Origin of the sequence: Maribacter arenosus, from assembly GCF_014610845.1 — a bacterium.
Taxonomy (GTDB): domain Bacteria; phylum Bacteroidota; class Bacteroidia; order Flavobacteriales; family Flavobacteriaceae; genus Maribacter_A; species Maribacter_A arenosus.
In genome coordinates this window covers 18,149-36,530 of sequence record NZ_JABTCG010000005.1, presented here as the reverse complement: position 1 = coordinate 36,530, position 18,382 = coordinate 18,149, and the positions used below count along the sequence as shown (strand labels likewise).

General features: G+C 38.5%; 16 protein-coding genes. 9 read left to right on the top strand and 7 right to left on the bottom strand.

Features of this window, described 5'->3' with window-relative positions:
* Window positions 1-9: 9 nt before the first annotated feature.
* Together HPE63_RS13840 and HPE63_RS13835 are read right to left on the bottom strand one after the other, a co-directional pair.
* The gene (locus HPE63_RS13840) at window positions 10-1,746 is read right to left on the bottom strand and encodes a nickel-dependent hydrogenase large subunit (RefSeq protein WP_188314891.1); all 1,737 of its coding nucleotides are present in this window, start codon (window positions 1,744-1,746) and stop codon (window positions 10-12) included.
* Window positions 1,747-1,757: 11 nt separating this feature from the next.
* Window positions 1,758-2,882: a hydrogenase small subunit gene (locus tag HPE63_RS13835; protein WP_188314890.1), complete on the bottom strand. Its 1,125-nt coding sequence runs from the start codon at window positions 2,880-2,882 to the stop codon at window positions 1,758-1,760.
* Between the two features lie 173 nt (window positions 2,883-3,055).
* Between HPE63_RS13835 and HPE63_RS13830 the strand changes: the two genes are divergently transcribed.
* The 7 genes from HPE63_RS13830 to HPE63_RS13800 all read left to right on the top strand — a co-directional run bounded on the left by HPE63_RS13830 (window position 3,056) and on the right by HPE63_RS13800 (window position 9,864).
* Complete coding sequence (locus HPE63_RS13830; RefSeq protein WP_188314889.1) at window positions 3,056-3,397, top strand: hydrogenase maturation nickel metallochaperone HypA/HybF; 342 nt, start codon at window positions 3,056-3,058, stop codon at window positions 3,395-3,397.
* Window positions 3,398-3,557: 160 nt separating this feature from the next.
* Complete coding sequence (locus HPE63_RS13825; RefSeq protein ID WP_188314888.1) at window positions 3,558-5,384, top strand: NAD(P)H-dependent oxidoreductase subunit E; 1,827 nt, start codon at window positions 3,558-3,560, stop codon at window positions 5,382-5,384.
* On the top strand, window positions 5,377-6,645 hold the full coding sequence (locus tag HPE63_RS13820; RefSeq protein WP_188314887.1) for an NADH-quinone oxidoreductase subunit B family protein: 1,269 nt from the start codon (window positions 5,377-5,379) through the stop codon (window positions 6,643-6,645). The genes HPE63_RS13825 and HPE63_RS13820 overlap by 8 nt, the downstream gene beginning before the upstream one ends.
* A 2-nt stretch (window positions 6,646-6,647) precedes the next feature.
* Entirely contained in the window at window positions 6,648-8,096 is a 1,449-nt protein-coding gene (locus HPE63_RS13815) for a Ni/Fe hydrogenase subunit alpha (RefSeq protein ID WP_188314886.1), read from the top strand.
* Window positions 8,080-8,565, top strand: coding sequence for a hydrogenase maturation protease (locus tag HPE63_RS13810; RefSeq protein WP_188314885.1), 486 nt, complete (start codon window positions 8,080-8,082; stop codon window positions 8,563-8,565). The genes HPE63_RS13815 and HPE63_RS13810 overlap by 17 nt, the downstream gene beginning before the upstream one ends.
* A 99-nt stretch (window positions 8,566-8,664) precedes the next feature.
* Window positions 8,665-9,573 (top strand): hydrogenase nickel incorporation protein HypB, encoded by a 909-nt coding sequence (gene hypB, locus HPE63_RS13805; protein WP_188314884.1) that lies wholly within the window; start codon window positions 8,665-8,667, stop codon window positions 9,571-9,573.
* Between the two features lie 30 nt (window positions 9,574-9,603).
* A complete protein-coding gene (locus HPE63_RS13800) occupies window positions 9,604-9,864 on the top strand; it encodes a HypC/HybG/HupF family hydrogenase formation chaperone (RefSeq protein WP_188314883.1) in 261 nt (86 codons plus the stop codon).
* Between the two features lie 83 nt (window positions 9,865-9,947).
* Here the strand turns inward: HPE63_RS13800 and HPE63_RS13795 are convergent, their stop codons facing one another.
* Genes HPE63_RS13795 through sqr form a run of 3 tightly spaced genes read right to left on the bottom strand, consistent with a single transcriptional unit; the run spans window position 9,948 to window position 12,100 of the window.
* Complete coding sequence (locus tag HPE63_RS13795; protein WP_188314882.1) at window positions 9,948-10,478, bottom strand: DsrE/DsrF/DrsH-like family protein; 531 nt, start codon at window positions 10,476-10,478, stop codon at window positions 9,948-9,950.
* A 27-nt stretch (window positions 10,479-10,505) separates the two neighbouring features.
* The gene (locus HPE63_RS13790; RefSeq protein ID WP_188314881.1) at window positions 10,506-10,817 is read right to left on the bottom strand and encodes a TusE/DsrC/DsvC family sulfur relay protein; all 312 of its coding nucleotides are present in this window, start codon (window positions 10,815-10,817) and stop codon (window positions 10,506-10,508) included.
* A gap of 32 nt (window positions 10,818-10,849) precedes the next feature.
* Window positions 10,850-12,100, bottom strand: a complete 1,251-nt coding sequence (gene sqr / locus HPE63_RS13785) for a type III sulfide quinone reductase, selenoprotein subtype (RefSeq protein ID WP_188314880.1) — start codon at window positions 12,098-12,100, stop codon at window positions 10,850-10,852.
* 369 nt (window positions 12,101-12,469) lie between these two features.
* On the opposite strand from sqr, the gene HPE63_RS13780 reads away from it, so the two are divergent.
* Window positions 12,470-13,813 carry an OmpP1/FadL family transporter gene (locus HPE63_RS13780; protein WP_188314879.1) on the top strand — a complete coding sequence of 448 codons (1,344 nt, stop codon included), beginning with the start codon at window positions 12,470-12,472 and terminating at the stop codon, window positions 13,811-13,813.
* A 64-nt stretch (window positions 13,814-13,877) separates the two neighbouring features.
* On the opposite strand, the gene HPE63_RS13775 is transcribed toward HPE63_RS13780, so the two are convergent.
* Window positions 13,878-16,175: a TonB-dependent receptor domain-containing protein gene (locus HPE63_RS13775; RefSeq protein ID WP_188314878.1), complete on the bottom strand. Its 2,298-nt coding sequence runs from the start codon at window positions 16,173-16,175 to the stop codon at window positions 13,878-13,880.
* Window positions 16,176-16,256: 81 nt separating this feature from the next.
* Entirely contained in the window at window positions 16,257-16,634 is a 378-nt protein-coding gene (locus tag HPE63_RS13770; protein WP_223198168.1) for a hypothetical protein, read from the bottom strand.
* Window positions 16,635-17,050: 416 nt separating this feature from the next.
* Here HPE63_RS13770 and HPE63_RS13765 point away from each other — a divergent pair, with 416 nt between their 5' ends.
* Complete coding sequence (locus HPE63_RS13765) at window positions 17,051-18,382, top strand: cytochrome ubiquinol oxidase subunit I (protein ID WP_188314877.1); 1,332 nt, start codon at window positions 17,051-17,053, stop codon at window positions 18,380-18,382.

The window sequence follows — 18,382 nt, the reverse complement described above, 5'->3', positions numbered from 1 at the left end:
TTTATTTAATTAAATTTCGCAGCTTCCCGTATGTTGAACTTTGGAAATATGGTTCCCATGTTCATCATATAAATGTACGGCACATGCCAGACAAGGGTCGAAAGAATGTATGGTCCTGATAATTTCCAATGGTAGTTCAGGATCTGCAACGGGTGTTCCGATTAAAGTTGATTCGTATGCAGAAAGCTGTCCTTTTGGATCTCGAGGAGAGGCATTCCATGTTGTTGGTACTACTTGCTGATAATTCTCTGTTTTACCATCTTTTATCTTAATCCAATGGGCCAAAGCGCCTCTTGGTGCTTCCATATAACCTACTCCTTTTGCCTCGGCAGGCCAGCTTGATGGTTCCCAATTCTCAGTATTGGCCATTCGCTCATCCCCATTTTTAATGTTATTCATCAAAGTATCATAAAACTCCATTGTCCAATTGGCTACCAATTGGGTTTCAATACCTCTGGCCGCTGTTCTTCCCAATGTAGAGAACAAGGCATCAACAGGCACATCTAAATGCGTAAGGGCAGCATTAACGGATTCCTGGATTTCTTTGTTTCCCCTACCATAACCTACCAACAATCGTGCTAACGGACCTACTTCCATAGGCATTCCTTTCCATCTTGGGGTTTTGATAAAACTGTATTTTTCCTCAACATTCAAATGTTCGTAAGGAGGTTTGGGTCCAGAATACTTAATATTCGTTTCCCCATCCCATGGATGTCTTCCCGTTTCTTTGCCTTCGGCATAATTATCGTACCAGGAATTATTGACAAATTCTTCAATTTCATCGCTACTTCGATGGTTGACATCTAAAACTTTAGATAAATCCCTATTTAAAATAACCCCTTGTGGGAATTTAAAATTGGATTGATCAGCATAACCATTCGTTGGAAAATCACCATAGGACATATAATTACCAAATCCTTTACCGATAGCGCCCCAATCTTTATAGAAAGATGCTATGGCTAAAAGGTCAGGTATGTAAACTTGTTCTATAAATCGTTTTCCTTCATCAAGAAGGGACTTGACCATAGCCAATCGTTCCGCATTGATTCCTCCAGGGTTTTCTGTGTTGATAGCACAAGCCATACCACCAACCAGATAATTAGGGTGTGGGTTTTTACCACCGAATATGGTATGCACCTTAACAATTTCTTTTTGCCACTCGAGCGCTTCTAAATAGTGGGCTACCGCCATTAGATTTGCTTCTGCCGGTAACTTCATTTGAGGGTGACCCCAATACCCATTGGCAAAGATTCCCAATTGCCCACTTTCAACAAATTTGGTGATCCTTTTTTTAATATCGGAAAAATAGCCGGGTGAACTTTTAGGCCAGTTCGAAATGCTTTGGGCCAATTCTGATGTTTTTATTGGATCTGCACTTAATGCATTGACAACATCGACCCAATCCAACGCATGTAAATGATAAAAATGTACGGTATGATCATGCATATATAAGGCACCTTCCATTATGTTCCGTACCATTTCCGCATTGGGAGGAACTGCAATGCCCAATGCATCTTCCACTGCTCTTACCGAGGCCAAGGCGTGCACGGTGGTGCATACGCCACATGTGCGTTGTACAAACGCCCATACATCCCTAGGATCTCTACCTTTGACAATATTTTCAATACCTCTAACCATAGTACTGGAACTATAGGCATCGACTATTTTTCCATCTTTGATTTCTGCTTCTATTCTTAAATGACCCTCAATTCTGGTGACAGGGTCAACTACTATTCTTTCTGCCATGATTTCAATGTTTAAGAGTCAATATTTTTTTCGTTTTCCCTACCTCGTTTAATTCTACTGGTCAATTCTTTACGCTTGGAAATATTTGCGGCAATGGCATGTACGGCCAAACCTCCTGCCAAAATGCCTGCACCAACTTTTCCAATGTCATCGGCTAGTCCTTCTTCATGTAATCCGGGAACTTTTGCCATCTTTTTGTAGAAAGGACCATTATCCCAGAAATTTTCTTCACTACAGCCGATACAACCATGTCCCGATTGTATTGGATAGCTAACTCCGTTATTCCATTTGATTGTTCCACAAGAATTATAGGTCATAGGTCCTTTACAACCTAGTTTATATAGACAGTACCCATCCTTAGCATTTTTATCATCAAAGGTTTGTGCAAATAGTCCGGCATCATAATAAGGCCGTCTGTAGCAACTGTCGTGCACACGTTTGGCATAAAAAGCTTTTGGTCTTCCTAATCTATCCAGTTCAGGTAATCTGCCAAACGCGACCACATGAACGATTACCCCGGCCATTACCTCACCAATTGGAGGACATCCGGGAACTCTTATAATTGGTTTGTTCTTAATGATTTTATGAATTGGCGTTGCATTAGTGGGGTTCGGTGATGCCGCTTGAACACAACCATTAGAGGCACAGCTTCCCCAAGCGATGATTGCTTTGGCTCCTGCTGCGGCTTCAATTAATATATCTTTGGCCGATCTACCTCCAATACAGCAGTAATTGCCATCATCTCCCATGGGTATGGAACCTTCCACACAAAGGATATATTCCCCTTTGTATTTTTCCATAGTGGCATGTTTAGCCGCTTCGGCTTGATGACCGGATGCTGCCATTAAGGTCAAGGTATAGTCCAATGAAATTTTATCCAAAATAATATCTGAAACAATGGGATGGTCAGACCTAATAAATGATTCACTACAACAGGTACATTCTTGAAAATGTTCCCAGATAACAGGTAATCTGTGAGTAGTCTCGAGAGATTTGGCCACTTGGCCAACCATGGTTGATTCTAAACCCATATACGCGGTTATATAGGTTGCGAACTTCATGAAATCCCTTCTACTATAGCCTTGCTTCACTATGCTCTCATAGTAAGTGTCGTTTACTTTGCTTTTTGTAGCCATGATTGAATGTTAGATTAAAAAGGATCTTGTAGATATCCATAATTTTCGGATATTGCCTTTGAATTTAAGGAAACCAAAGAAGGTAAAACATGATTTTCGTCATGTTTTCAAGAATTAAATATATTTAATATTGAAAGGCTTCCTTCTATGTGTCAGGCACTTAAATTAATGATATGCACGAATTATCGGTGGCTTTGGGTATTGTGAAAATCGCTGAGGATGAAACGGCAAAAGCCAATGCCACAGCAGTGGATTTGATCGAACTTGAAATTGGTACTTTGGCGGGAATTGAATTTGATTCTTTGGATTTCGTTTGGCCGTCAGCCGTTAAGGGGACCGTACTGGAAAATGCGATCAAGAAAATAACGGTCATTAAGGCCAAAGGAAAATGCGCGGATTGCAATACTGTTTTTGATATGGAGCACTTCTATGATTCTTGCCCCAAGTGCAACAGTTTTTTAAAGGGAATTCTTCAGGGAAAGGAACTGAAAGTAAAAGCCTTGGAAGTATCTTGATATTTCATGGAATATCTTATTCTTCAACCTCACTTTGAGCCCATTTTATTGTTTAAAATTCATTAAAACAGTCCATAAATCTTCATACAATGACATTCGTCATATATAGATTACCGGTTCGGTATTAGCTTTGTTATTATGCACATCATAAATTTAAATTATGGCTAATTTAGAACAGGCATTGCAAAGAACTTCCCTAATGGATGTCCTTTGGGATATTCAGAAAAAAAGAAGGTACATCAGTCACGATGATAAAACCAAAATTGCGAAAGAATTCAACATCTCAAGGATGGAACTTGAAGGGGTCATTTCCTTCTATCATTTTTTCCATCGTAAAAATGCCGGCAAGTATACTATCTACTTGAATTGTTCCACTATTTCCAAACTACACCATTACCAAGCCGTAAAGGAAGCTTTTGAAGAAGAAATAGGTATAAAAATCGGCAATGTCACACCAGATAAATTATTTGGATTTTTCAAAACATCCTGTATTGGACTAAGCGATCAGGAATCATCGGCGTTGATTAATTTTTATCCTTTTACGAATCTAACCCCAGCAAAGGCTAAAACCATCATTTCAAAATTGAGGGACGGACATCCCTTGGAATCGCTATGCGATATCCCAAAGGATAACATCCAGTACAGGCCAGAAGAAGATGATAAAACGGTCTTCTTTAAGACCTATAAACCTGGCAAAGCGCTAAAAAAACTTAAAGATTATAGACCTGATGATGTAATTGAATTGGTTAAAAATTCCAAACTCTCGGGAAGGGGAGGGGCCTTCTTTCCGACAGGAATTAAATGGCAATTCTGTAAAGACAACATAGCCGATCAAAAATATATCATTTGTAATGCCGATGAAGGCGAACCAGGAACTTTCAAAGATCGTGTATTGATGAATAATCATCCTGGATTATTGCTTGAAGGTATGGCAATGGCCGGTTATGCGGTTGGCGCAACAGAAGGCACTATTTACCTAAGGGCAGAATATTTTTATTTAAAGGAAAAGCTTGAGGAAACCATCAATGATTTTAATAAAAATGGACTTTTAGGCAAAAATATCCTTGGCATTGAAGGTTTCGATTTTAAGGTGAATGTACACATGGGAGCCGGCGCCTACATTTGCGGGGAAGAAACAGCACTAATAGCTTCTATGGAAGGTAAACGGGGTGAACCCACTACAAAGGAGTTTTTCCCTGTCGAAAAAGGATTTCTAGGCAAGCCCACCGTGGTAAATAATGTGGAAACGCTTTGCGCCGTACCCAGGATTCTTGAAATGGGATTGGAAAAATACTTGAAAATAGGTACGAATGCCACACCGGGCACTAAGTTGTTAAGTGTTTCCGGCGATTGTAAAAAACCAGGCGTTTATGAAATAGAATGGGGAATGAAGCTGAAAGATTTTCTGGATTTGATAGAAGCCAAAGATCCCCACTATATTTTATTTAACGGTTTCGCTGGGGAATTCTTATCATCGGTAGATTTTGACAGGGAAATATCCGGGGAGAATTTGTTGGCCGAACATATTCAATTTTCATTCAACGATCCCATCGAATATTCCCGAAAAATGAGTGGAGTCGGATTAAGAAGTGGTGGTTCTTTCATGGTATTCAACTCAACTAGGGATCTTCTTTCAATACTCAAGAATATCACTAAATTTTTTGTCGCTGAATCCTGTGGCATCTGTGTACCTTGCAGAACGGGCAACTTCCTATTGAACAAGAAAATCAATAAGATAATGCTATGTCATGCGGACAAGAGCGACCTTGATGAGATCAAGGAATGGAGTACAATAATAAAGCAATCTAGCAGATGTGGTCTTGGAAAAACATCGACCAACTGTTTGCTTACCGCTATGCTAAAATTTCCGGGGGAATTCCAAAAATGTCTTCTTGCCGAAAGTGATTTTAACCAAGCTTTTAAATTGGAAAAAGCTGTTGAAGATTATGATAACATCATCCATGAAATAGAGAGCTCTTATGAATAAGCTGGTAAACATAACAATAGACGGCAGAAAATATCAAGTACATGAAGGAAAAAATTTGGTAGACGCTGCCAAAGAAAATGGAATATACATTCCAACATTGTGTCATTTCCATGAAGTGAATCCTCCTTTGGGTACTTGTCGAATTTGTACGGTAGTGGTTAACAATAAAACAACAACAAGCTGCACAACGAAAGTATATGAAGGAATGGAGGTCGAAATCAATACTCCTGAGCTTCAAGATACGAGAAAAGCAATAATCGAAATGTTGTTTGCGGAAGGCAACCACTTTTGTCCATCCTGTGAAAAGAGCGGTAACTGCGATATGCAGAATTTAGCCTATGATATGGGAATAACCGTTTCCCGTTTCCCCCATGTTTACAGTAATAAGGTGGTCGATTTTAATTCCGATCGCATGATTATGGAATCCAATAGATGTATCCTGTGTAAACGTTGTGTTGAGGAAGTCAAGACAAAAGAAGGAATGGATGTGTTTTCATTTGTAAACAGAGGTGTCAAAACAAGGGTCCATATCGATTATGACGAAGAAGCCAAATTAACCGATGCGGAAGCACTGCATGCCATGAACTTATGTCCTGTAGGTGCAATTTTGGTTAAGGGTATGATCTATGAGCAACCTTTTGGTGACAGAAAATATGATATCGTCGGAAAAGATAAAGAAGCTCCAAAACGAGAGGGCACTAAAAAAAGAAGTGATGAAAACAAATTTATAGTCGCCACTACGTCCCTTGCCGGATGTTTCGGATGTCATATGTCGTTATTGGATATCGATACTGAAATACTCGATGTGCTTGAAATAGTTGAGTTCAACAAATCGCCTCTAACAGACATTAAAAAGTTCAGTAAGCGTTGCGATATAGGTTTAATCGAAGGGGGTTGTGCAAATTCGGAGAACATCGAAGTGCTCAAAGAGTTTAGGAAAAAATGCGATATCCTCATTGGTTTTGGTGAATGCGCCATTATGGGGGGTATCCCGGCCATGAGGAATTTCGTCCCATTAAAAGAGTGCTTGGAAGAGGCCTATATCCATGGTCTTACAGGCGAAATAGGTGCCAATGTAATTCCGAACCATGAGGACATTCCTAAACTGTTGAACAATGTATATCCCTGTAATGAAATCGTAAAAATAGATTACTATATCCCTGGATGTCCACCGAATGCCAGTCATATCTGGAAAGTTGTCAAGAACATCCTGTTAAATGAGGAATACTCCATTACCCACGAAGAATTTAAATACGATTAAAGATGAAAAAACTAATCATAGATCCTGTTACTAGAGTTGAAGGGCATGGTAAGGTTACCATTCAATTAGACGAAAAAAACAATGTAAAAGATTCCTTTTTTCATATCGTCGAATTCCGTGGTTTCGAACGTTTCATTCAAGGCCACCCGTATTGGGAAGCTCCTGTAATGGTACAACGCTTGTGCGGTATTTGTCCTGTAAGCCATCATTTGGCTGCTGCAAAAGCGATCGATCAAATTGTTGGTTTGGACCCTCAGGACTTGTCGGTGCCTGCTCAAAAAATTAGAAAACTATTACATTTTGGACAGGTTTTCCAATCGCATGCTTTACATTTTTTCTATTTGGCATCACCTGATTTGTTATTCGGGGTAAATGCAGATCCTGCAAAACGTAATGTGGCGGAAGTTGCCATCGAGCACCCAGAGCTCGCGAAAAAGGGAATATTAATGCGCAAATTTGGTCAGGAAATTATAAAAACCATCGCCGGGAAGCGAATACACGGTATTTCAGCAGTCCCAGGAGGGGTACATAAAAAAATCACATTGAAAGATCGTGATTATTTTCTGAACAGTAAGGAAATTCCTTCTATTGATGCCATGATAAACTGGTCTAAAGAGATTATAGATTTCTTAAAAGGGTATCATGAAGTCAACAAGAATTGGTTGGATGGATTTGCAGAATATCCATCAGGCCATTTAGGATTGGTGAATAAGGAAAATGGATTTTTAGAACTATATGATGGAAATTTAAGGGCAGTTGATGCCAACGGAAAAGTTACCTTAAACGATATTCCATCTGACGATTACATTCAATACTTCAATGAAGGTGTAGAAAAATGGTCTTATTTAAAATTTCCGTATTTAAAGGATTTAGGAAGGGACAAAGGATGGAATAGGGTGGGGCCTTTGGCACGTATCAATATTTGCAACGGAATAGAAACGCCTTATGCCGAGGAAGAACGTATCATTTTCAAATTGGCTACCAATGGAAAAATTAACAATAAAACCATGTACTCCCATTGGGCTCGGTTGATCGAGATGCTATATTGCGCGGAAATGATGAAAAAGCTATTGAACGATGAAGATATTTTAAGTAACGACCTTATACGCAAAGGTGAAAGGCGTAATGAAGGAATTGGAATTATAGAAGCTCCGCGAGGTACATTGATCCATCATTATGAAGTAGATGACAGGGATAGGATCACACGTTGTAATCTAATCGTATCGACCACCCATAACAATGAACCGATGAATCAGGCTGTAAAATGGGTTGCCAATAATGTGATTAACGGAAAACCGGAAGTAACCGAAGATATGCTTAACCAGGTAGAGGTTGCAATTAGGGCCTATGACCCTTGTCTGAGCTGTGCTACCCATGCATTGGGCCAGATGCCATTGCATGTTACATTAATTGATCATAGTGGAAATTTAATCGATGAACGAAAACGCTGAAAATAAATGTTTGATTTTCGGAATTGGTAATTATGGGAGGCAGGACGATGGCTTAGGATGGGAATTTTTGGATGGTTTAAATGAGCTAAAGTTCAAGAACGTTTCCTTGGAATACCGATACCAACTTCAAATTGAAGATGCCGAATTAATTGGGGATTTTGACATGGTTATTTTCGTTGATGCCTCCAAGAATGAGCTTGAAAATGGGTATACATGGGAAACATGTGCACGTTCTAACACCCATAGTTTCAGTACGCATGCCTTGGTGCCAGAAACTATTTTGTACTTGGCAGAACAGTTGTACCATCACAAACCAAAAGCATACGTTTTGGCAATTCAAGGGTATCAATGGGAATTAGAAAATGGTTTGAGCAAAAATGCACAGGAAAACCTCAATAAGGCAAGGGCATATTTTACCAATCGTATTCTAGATCGAATATTGAATGATGCCCAACCAAAATTGCCTTGAATTCGGGATTTACGAACTTACCGGTGGGTAAGTATGAGTTGTATCCCAAGGATTAAAAACTATTATTGACTATATTTGAATAACATTAAATTGATTGATATGTGCGGTACCTGCGGTTGCGGAAGCGAAGAAAACGGTGTACGTATTTTGAACCCAAAAGAAGTTCATACCCACCAACATCATGACCATGGACATAACCATAGTCATAGTCATAGTCATTCACACAGTCATGAACATGCCCATGACCATGATCACCCGCATGATCATTCACATACACACAGTCATGAACATCCCCATGACCATGATCACCCGCATGATCATTCACATACACATAGTCATGAACATCCCCATGACCACCATCATAAAACAATTATTGAGGTAGAACAGGATATTTTACAACACAATGAAGTTATGGCCGCAAGAAACCGTGGCTATTTTGAGGCAAAAAATATTTTTGCTTTAAACTTGGTGAGTTCACCTGGTTCTGGAAAGACGGCTTTATTGGAGCGCACTTTGCAAGATCTAAAAAATGAGATTCCATTTTATGTGATCGAAGGTGATCAGCAAACGTTGAATGATGCCAATCGAATTGCCGCAATTGAGATCCCTGTGATGCAGATAAATACGGGAAAAGGATGTCATTTGGAAAGTGATATGATTTATGAGGCGGTTAAGAAGTTGGCCCCTCAGGACAACTCGGTATTGATGATCGAAAACGTAGGGAATTTGGTTTGTCCGTCTATGTTCAATCTGGGGGAAAGCAAACGTGTCGTGATCATCAGCACAACGGAAGGGGTAGATAAACCCCTAAAATATCCTGATATGTTCCACACGTCGGATATATGTATTATCAATAAGATAGATTTATTGCCTTATTTGGATATCGATTTGGAGGAACTAAAAAAGAATGCACTCAAAGTGAACCCAAAGCTTCAGTTTTTTGAAATCTCCGCAACCAAAGGTGAGGGTATGGAAGCTTGGTATACTTGGCTAAGGGAAAATAACTAATTAGTATAATAATAGTAAAATTTGATTTAAATGTGCCTATCGATCCCAGGAAAACTCATTGAAATTACCGCTGAACTGGATGAAACCTTTCGCGAAGGCAGGGTATCTTTTGATGGGGTGATAAAAAAAGTCAGTTTAACGCTGGTACCTGAGGCAAAAGTCAATGACTATGTTATGGTCCACGTTGGGGCCGCCATTAGTGTAGTTGATGAGGAAGAAGCAAAGAAGACCTTCGATATCTTAAAACAGTTGGATGAACTGCAAGATCTGGATACTCCGGATATCAAGTAGTGAATTGAATAAAAAAAGGGGCCTAATTAGGCCCCTTTTTCAATTTTTGTCGTATTAGCTTATGAAAATTGATTTAAAGTATTTTATGTAAAAATGATTTGGGTTCTGTCACCATCGCACAATTCATAAAACTCGCCAATAGTAATTATACTATCAACTTCATCAGATAAATCCTCTTTCTTTAATTTGAACATATCAACGGCCAATTTACAGGCGTAGATGGTGCCACCACCAGCAGTGATCATTTCCAAAAACTCATCTACAGGAGGCATATCCAACGCTTCCATTTGTTTTCTCATCATACTTGAAACTGCGGTTTCCACTCCTGGTAATCCGCCAAGCATTGTAGGAAAAGGCAAACCTCCGGGCATCCTCATTGCAGGATTACCTGTTGTTGCGGTGTGAAGGTGGTTCATTGTTTTTTTAGTGATACCTTCCAATCCGAAAAAGGTAAAGAATACATTAGTCTCTATACCTTCCATTACAGCTCCGTTCGCCATAACTAAGGTAGCATAAACATCCTCTAAACTTCCCTTGGCACATATAATACATACTTTCTCAAGAGGTTTTTTCTCTTTTTTTGCTGTTTTCACTTCTTTTTCTTTTGTTTCCATTTTTAATATTTTAAGGATAAAGACTACTTATATACAACTTGTTGGTTTAGGGATTCCTGCTATTTTAGACGAGAATTTTAATGGCCCTTTTGGAAACAATTTATATAATTCCTTTATATCTACAATACCTGATTTCCCAACTTTTCTAATTGTTAGAGCTTCTTTTGCGGCTGTTTTTTCACGCAAATAATTTAACACTTCAAAGTGTTTTGGTGTTAATTCTATTCCTATTTCGCCTGCAATTTCTTTTGCAATTTCTTCGTTCCATTGCGACATATCTTCAAGATATCCTTCCTCAGAAACGTTTACTTCTACACCTGCTATCGTTTTTACTGACATAATATTTAGTTGTTTTTATTGTAAGTTAATAATTATTTTATTTCTGGTTTTATATCAAAAACCTTGCCTTTAAAACTCATATTTCGAGAAACGAAGGGTATTGGGATTCCTTTTAAAAGCATATTCCAATAGATCCATCTAAAGGCCAATTTCCCCCAATGATTAAATACACTTTCTTTTAATAAATTTAAAGGACCGATTTTTGCAAATGGAAATTTTCCGTGTACTGGTTCTGTAACATAATTAAAATCAATTAATAAGGCTTTGTTATTTCCAGTTTCGATAAAACAATTGGCGTGTCCGTCAAATTCTTTTTTTAATGGATATCCATCGATATACAAAAGAATATTATCGGTTAACGTTTCTGCTTGGAAATGTGCCACTGAACCTGCTTTGGAAGCTGGTACATTTGTAGCATCACCAATCACAAAAATATTTTCATGTGCTAATGATTGCAAGGTATTATGATCGGTAGGTATGAAATTCAGATCATCTCCTAAGCCTGATCTTTCTATAACTTCATCTCCCATATTGGTGGGTATGGTTACCAACAGATCAAAAGGGATTCTACGATCTTCATAATCAACAATTTCCTTTGTTTCATTATCTACCTCCATTATGGAAAAATCAGATTCCATATGAATATTTTTATCCTTTAAAAGATAGGCCAAAGCGGTTGAACAGGTTGGTTTTGTAAAAGCCCCTGTTAGCGGGGTAACATAGGTAATATCAACTTTATCCCGCATCCCTTTTTTACGAAAGAAGGAATCGGCCAAAAAGGCGAACTCCAAAGGAGCGACTGGACATTTAATGGGCATTTCAGTAATATGGACTACAAGTTTTCCGCCTTCCCATTCTCTTAATTTATCCCGTAAAGCTAAAGCGCCTTCATAGGTGTAAAAATCGAAAATATCCTTTTTCCAAAGTGGGCCAACCAAGCCTTCGGTTTCTTCAGGAGCAATTTTAGAACCTGTTGCAATGATCAATACATCGTAATCTAAAGTTTCATCTTCCAATTCAACTTTATTTTCTTCAGGAATAATTTTCTCGATTTTTTTCTGAATATAGTCGACTTTCTTATGGATCAGTTTCTTTCCAACTTTTTTAACTTGATCTTCTGTGTAGGTGTCAAAAGGAAGAAACAGAAACCCTGGTTGATAATAATGTGTTTTATATTGATCAACTATGGTTATATTCCATTCGTTATGGTAAAGTTTTGGCCTTAAGTGATTGGCCATCATCGTTCCTGATGTTCCTGCGCCTAAAATAACTAGATTTTTCATTTAACTGTATTTTGTATTGTAAAAACTAAATCTGTTTTCGGGTATAAAATTACCCTCCAAAGAAGCTGAATTTCATGACATTTGTCATATGACCATTTCTTTTTTGTAACAAATGTTACAAAGAAGTTTGGCTTATATACTTGAAAAACAATTATTTATGATTTTGTTATATGGGATAACATCAATAAATGACGGCCTAAGGGGAGATATGGGGGTTTCAAATTCCCAACTATGATAAATGTCATGAAACTTCAAAATTTTCGACAATAATTTTGAGGTGTTTTTAAGTATTCAATAGATAACGTAAAAAGCTTATACAAACTATCGAAATTAGTAAGGGCTTTTGAAATTACAAAAAACCAATTAATCATGAGAAAAACAATTCTAAATTTATCGTTTCTAATTTTTGCGACTGCTGCTTTGGCCCAATCGGGACATATAATGCAGGGTGTGGGGGCTGTTAACATGTCAATGGGAGGTGCGGCTACAGCCCAACCTTTAGACATATCAGGTGCCCTACAATGGAACCCAGCGGCCATATCGACTTTTGATGACAAGATCCTCAAGTTCGATATTGGTCTTTTCTTTTCTTCACCCGAATTGTCTTCTTCATTACCAGCCGGTATGCTTGGACCTGGAGCTCCTGGAGTTAGTGGGACAACAGCAGATGATAGGCCTCTATCCCCTATGCCAGCCTTGGCCATGGTTTGGGGAAAAGAAGGAAGTAAGCATACCTTTGGCGCTTCTGCATTTGGTATCAGTGGCTTTGGTGTTACATTTCCTGAAGAAGCGAACAACCCGTTAAGTGGAAGTTTCAATCCGATGGAAGATTCAAATCCTATTAACTATCCACAAGCGGCCATGGGATTTGGTCATATTGAATCTGATTATTTGTTATTACAAGTAGGGTTATCCTATGCCTATGAATTATCGGATAAATTTTCAATTGGAATTCAGCCGAATATAGATTATGCTGCATTGGAATTAGCACCTAATCCAACCGCAAGTCCAACTATGGCAGGATATCCAACTACAGATAAAGCTTCAGCAATTGGTTTTGGAGCTCAATTTGGATTATTCTATGATTCTGGACTCGGTTTAAAGCTTGGAGCGTCATATAAAACAGCTCAAAAATTTGGGGAATTTGAATTTGAAAACACCTACTTGGATAATAGTACTGAGAAAAACAATTTTCAAATGGATTATCCAGCTATTTTCTCACTTGGTTTTGGATATTCGACAGGGGATGTTGATTTAGCCTTGGACTTTAGAAGAGTAGATTATGAAAATACAGAAGGTTTTTCTGAGACTGGATGGACTCAAACAGCTTCTGTAGCTGGATTTGGTTGGAAAAATATATCAATCTTATCAGCAGGACTCCAATACAAGGGTATAAACAAACTGCCATTGCGTTTTGGTTATACCTATAGTTCAAACCCTATTCCGGAAGAAATAGCATTTTTTAATATTCCGGCAACGGCAATAATCAAAAATGCATATCAATTTGGATTAAGTTATGTAATAAACGACAATTGGAAACTTGATGCAGTTTATCACTATGGAGATAGTAATGGCGCTACAGAGGGAAATATACTTAATCCGATGATGGCTTCACCGAGCAATCCTCTTGGAGCAATACCCGGATCCTCTGTATCTTATGACATGACAACATCAATGGTACAGCTTGGCATAGGTTATACTTTTACTAAGTAATATAAAGCCAAAACTAATTGGGAAGAACTAAAAAACGGGGGCAATCGCCCCCGTTTTATGTATATTAAAATTTGTACTGCACAAAGGCCGATAAGTTCCTTCCCGGATCATTAATTGGCACTCTACCAAAATCAGCTTGGTTGTTGAATGAGAAATTCAAGTGGTTATAATAGGTTTCATCAAAAACATTCAAGGCCGCTACACCTAAAGTCAAGTTTTTAAAGGGAACGACGCCCAAACGAAGGTCCATCACTTCATAACCTGGAGTCGATGTTTCCCCAAAGGAAGTTGAGATATTGTTCTGTTCACCAGTAATCCTATAGATCGCATTTACCCAAAACCGTTCCTTTTCAAAGCCTAGTTTTAAACTGGTGGTCAAAGGTGGCACAAGGGGCAAGGATTCATACAGATCCTTGTTCTTGGCATATACATACGCCAGTTCCGTGGTAAAATTGAAGTGGTTCAAAAAATCCATTCCGGCGGAAACTTCGAATCCGGTTTTATAAGCCTTGTCCAAATTCCTGAACACTTTTGGATTTACCGGAAGATTTGTTGGCATGAATTTTCGGGTAAGGGATTCGTCGATCACCGCAACAATATAATTTTCATAAAACGAATAGTAGAATGAACTGCTGTAGTTAAAACGATCTGTGGAATTGTCAGAAAAAGGAAGTTTACCAGAGAAACCAATTTCGAATTGATTATTGATTTCGGCATCCAAATTGGGATTGCCGATATATTCATACGCATCTTGGCCTACGGTGAAATGATTGATCACGCGTTCGATCATATTGGCAGAACGGACACCTCTTCCATAAGCGATTTCCATCATAAACCTATTTGAGGGAATATATTTTAGGGAAACCGTACCACTTAGATTATGTTCATTTCTTTTATCCAAATCAGGATATAAGGTGGCAAAATCGGCCTCGGGGTCTTTAATTTCCGAAGTAACCAGGTCATATCGCAACCCTGTGGTAAGTATGGTATTTTCTGACAACGTATACTTGCCTTCGGCAAAAACGCCGATATCGTTGATATAGGAGTCCTGCCACACCTTGTCAATAAACTCCATGGGAGTAGGCAAAGGCCCCGCCATATTGCGTTTAACAAGTCGGGTACGTTCCCCGTCCCGGGCAATAAGCATCGCATCAAGTCCTGTGAAGAGGGTGAATTTTTCGCCGGGTTTCAGTTTCAATTCAATTTTCCCTCCTGCTGTTGTAGCATTGATGGCAGAAATGGCGTCGGTCATCATAAAACTTGGCCGGTTACTATTGCTCATTATATGATCAACGTAACTATAATAGAGTTTTGCATCGACATTCTTTAGGCTACCACTTAAACCTGTTAGTTTATAATCCAAAGAAAGAATACTACTATCGTCCAAATCGGTATCCATAGGTAATCCAGCGTGCAGTACGTCCCTTCCGAACGATTGTCTCCAATGGGCTTGTAAGCGCTGGTTTGAAGTGAAATTAAGACCTACTTTAACTCCATAGTCCAAACTTCTGAAAGAGGAGGGTATTTCGGTGCCGTCACCATCTTCGTAATCGCCAAAATCACGAAAACCAACATTCCCGGTAATATCGTATTTCTCTGAGGCCTGCTGTAATCGGGCCATGGATACCAAAGATCCACCGTTGCTTTCGTAACCTGCATGCACACTTCCATGCAACCCATATTCACTTGCATCCGGAACTTGGGTCACCAGGTTCACGATGCCACCAAAAGTAGCCCCGTAACGCACTGTGTATGGCCCTTTGATAATTTCTATTTTTTCAATTTCCTCGGGTATCACATGGGTGGTAATCGGGTCCATTCTATTAGGGCAGGCGTGCATGGCTTTGGTACCACCATCAAACTGAACATTCAACTGCTCGTATTGCGAAGCCCTAAAGCTAGGGTCAATCGCATAGTTTCCCCTTTTTATAAGAGAGAACCCATTTACATCATTGAATAAATCCGCTACATTCCTAGGCTGCACTATTTTTTTTACATAATCGTTGGTTTCAATGGTAAAAACAGGGTCCGTTTTAGAATTACCCGTGACCATTACTCCTGGAATATTTATAGGAGCTTCTTCCAAGACAAAAACAGCAGTGTCATCCTGTGGGGTAATGAATTCTTCAATCGACATATACCCTAAATGGGATATGGTGAGGTTGACCCCTTTTACAGGAATCGATAATTCGAAGTATCCATTATCATCAGAGTGGGTTATGACCTTATTGTTTATGAATATATGGGCTTCCTGTACCGGGTTGTTGTTTTCTTCGTACAAAACTTGCCCTTTGAAGTTTTGAGCACTGATTAGGTGACCGGCAAGCATACATGCCGTCACCAATAAATAGTTTACATTCATTGTTGATTCTTTTAATTAAAGTTGTAAGAAGCTGAGTGGTAGTATTAGATCATTCAGCGAATAAAAGTTACGGAAGGTATGCTATGCCCGCGGAGGTTGAATTTCTTCCTGTAAAAAACGGAAGTGATAGAGATTCGTGTACCCAAAATTGGCCAAATCGGATTCCCGGTCGCCAATAAAGTCAAACGTTATGCTTTTTTCCAAAAAAAGAATGGTTTCATTCTTTAAAAGATCAATATTAATGGGTGGTGTATCGTCCTTGGATTCTTGCAAGAGCATTTTGGCTAAGTAACATTTCCCATCACAATTTAATTCGGGTCGCTCCTTATTTTCGCAAAAACGTTCAACGAAATCATCGGTGAACAGCGCATAATACCCAAAGGTCCCGGCAATCTTCAGGCTACTGGTCAAAGTAATGACCAAAAAAAACATAGAAAAGAAGAACCTGCTTTTTTTCATGGGTTAAATGTAGAGGCTTTTTTTTTAATGAAAAGTGATAAAAGTCACATATTGATCAATTCCTTCTACAATATGAATTTTTAGGGTTGGGAACAATTTAAATCATATTAGCCATAACTAAGGCAAAGCGAAAAGGGAGTTTACAAGATAACTTGATTTTCTGGACAGATGGTAGGTAAATAGGGTTTCAATCACGTAATATTTTTATTTAAGAAACGATATGATTAAGATTATTGATCAGGTTTTTTGTCCAATCAAATTTAGCCATCCACAACGCATTAATTGTTTACTTTATTTTAATTTTATAGATAGTGTAACATAGGTTGCAGTTTTTCTATGATTACTATTGGACTTTTGGTGATTCTAAGCACAAGTGTTGTATCTCAATAGTATTTTTTAGTATTAAGAATCTTAGTATGGAAGACATGCTTTTTTATGATAGAATGCAATTCGCATTTACTATCACTTTCCATTATCTTTTCCCGCAATTGACTATGGGATTATCATTGATAATAGTCTATTTCAAAGGAAAATACCTAGTAACAAAAGTTGAAAAATACAATGATGCCGCAAAGTTTTGGATGAAGATATTTGCCTTGAATTTTGCGATGGGCGTAGTTACAGGAATTCCCATGGAATTTCAATTCGGTACCAATTGGGCAAAATTTTCAGAATTGACCGGAGGCATCATAGGTCAAACTCTTGCCATGGAAGGCATGTTCTCCTTCTTTTTGGAGTCTTCGTTTCTAGGATTGTTTTTATTTGGTGAAAAGTTATTGGGCCATAAACTTCATTTTGTTACAGGATTTTTGGTTTTTTTAGGATCTTGGGCCAGTGGCTTTTTGATTATTGCAACCCATTCCTGGATGCAACACCCCGTAGGGTATGAAATTCTTGAGAACGGTAAATTCGTGCTAAATAATTTTAGCGCCTTATTTTCAAACCCTTGGTTAGTCCCATCTTATTTACACAATCAATTAGCATCGGTTATTACCGCATCATTTGTAGTAGCAGGGATTGGGGCATTTTATCTTTTAAATAAAAAGCATTCAGAATTTGGGAAACTATTCGTAAAAACCGGGGTTGTTTTTGGTTTGATTTCCAGTGTTTTGGTCGCATTTCCCACGGGTGACTGGACAGCAAAAAATGTAGTGAAATATCAACCCGTGACTTTCGCGGCCATGGAGGGTATCTTTGAAACTGAAGAAGGCGGTTCGGAAATAGTTTTAATCGGTCAACCCAATATGTTAGAAAAGAAGTTGGACAATAAGGTGGCGGTTCCCAATATACTTAGCTTCTTGACTTATCAAAAATTTGATGCAGAGATAAAGGGCTTAAATGAATTTGATGAAAAAGATTATCCCACCAATGTACCTGGATTGTATTACGCATATCATATAATGGTAGGTTTAGGGACTATTTTCATTGGCCTTATGTTCATTGCCAACATTCAACTTTATCGAAAAAAGCTTTATAAAACCAAATGGGTTTTATGGTCTTTGTTATTCTTGTTGCCTTTTCCATATATAGCTAATACTACAGGTTGGTACACTTCTGAATTGGGTAGGCAACCATGGCTGGTCTATAATCTTTTAAGAACGGCAGATGGCGCCTCGCCTACAGTTTCGGCAGGGAATACACTGTTTACCTTACTTGGATTTATTGGACTCTATTTGTTGTTGGGACTTTTATTTCTGATGCTAGTGGGTAAGATAATTAACAAAGGACCTCAATTCGTAAAACATTGA

Coding starts and splice junctions, on each gene's coding strand:
- HPE63_RS13815 (WP_188314886.1), top strand. CDS start 6,648: ATGAAAAAACTAATCATAGATCCTGTTACTAGAGTTGAAGGGCATGGT.
- HPE63_RS13775 (WP_188314878.1), bottom strand. CDS start 16,175: ATGAATGTAAACTATTTATTGGTGACGGCATGTATGCTTGCCGGTCAC.
- HPE63_RS13780 (WP_188314879.1), top strand. CDS start 12,470: ATGAGAAAAACAATTCTAAATTTATCGTTTCTAATTTTTGCGACTGCT.
- HPE63_RS13765 (WP_188314877.1), top strand. CDS start 17,051: ATGGAAGACATGCTTTTTTATGATAGAATGCAATTCGCATTTACTATC.
- HPE63_RS13820 (WP_188314887.1), top strand. CDS start 5,377: ATGAATAAGCTGGTAAACATAACAATAGACGGCAGAAAATATCAAGTA.
- HPE63_RS13810 (WP_188314885.1), top strand. CDS start 8,080: ATGAACGAAAACGCTGAAAATAAATGTTTGATTTTCGGAATTGGTAAT.
- hypB (WP_188314884.1), top strand. CDS start 8,665: ATGTGCGGTACCTGCGGTTGCGGAAGCGAAGAAAACGGTGTACGTATT.
- HPE63_RS13770 (WP_223198168.1), bottom strand. CDS start 16,634: ATGAAAAAAAGCAGGTTCTTCTTTTCTATGTTTTTTTTGGTCATTACT.
- HPE63_RS13835 (WP_188314890.1), bottom strand. CDS start 2,882: ATGGCTACAAAAAGCAAAGTAAACGACACTTACTATGAGAGCATAGTG.
- HPE63_RS13840 (WP_188314891.1), bottom strand. CDS start 1,746: ATGGCAGAAAGAATAGTAGTTGACCCTGTCACCAGAATTGAGGGTCAT.
- HPE63_RS13790 (WP_188314881.1), bottom strand. CDS start 10,817: ATGTCAGTAAAAACGATAGCAGGTGTAGAAGTAAACGTTTCTGAGGAA.
- HPE63_RS13830 (WP_188314889.1), top strand. CDS start 3,056: ATGCACGAATTATCGGTGGCTTTGGGTATTGTGAAAATCGCTGAGGAT.
- HPE63_RS13800 (WP_188314883.1), top strand. CDS start 9,604: ATGTGCCTATCGATCCCAGGAAAACTCATTGAAATTACCGCTGAACTG.
- HPE63_RS13795 (WP_188314882.1), bottom strand. CDS start 10,478: ATGGAAACAAAAGAAAAAGAAGTGAAAACAGCAAAAAAAGAGAAAAAA.
- HPE63_RS13825 (WP_188314888.1), top strand. CDS start 3,558: ATGGCTAATTTAGAACAGGCATTGCAAAGAACTTCCCTAATGGATGTC.
- sqr (WP_188314880.1), bottom strand. CDS start 12,100: ATGAAAAATCTAGTTATTTTAGGCGCAGGAACATCAGGAACGATGATG.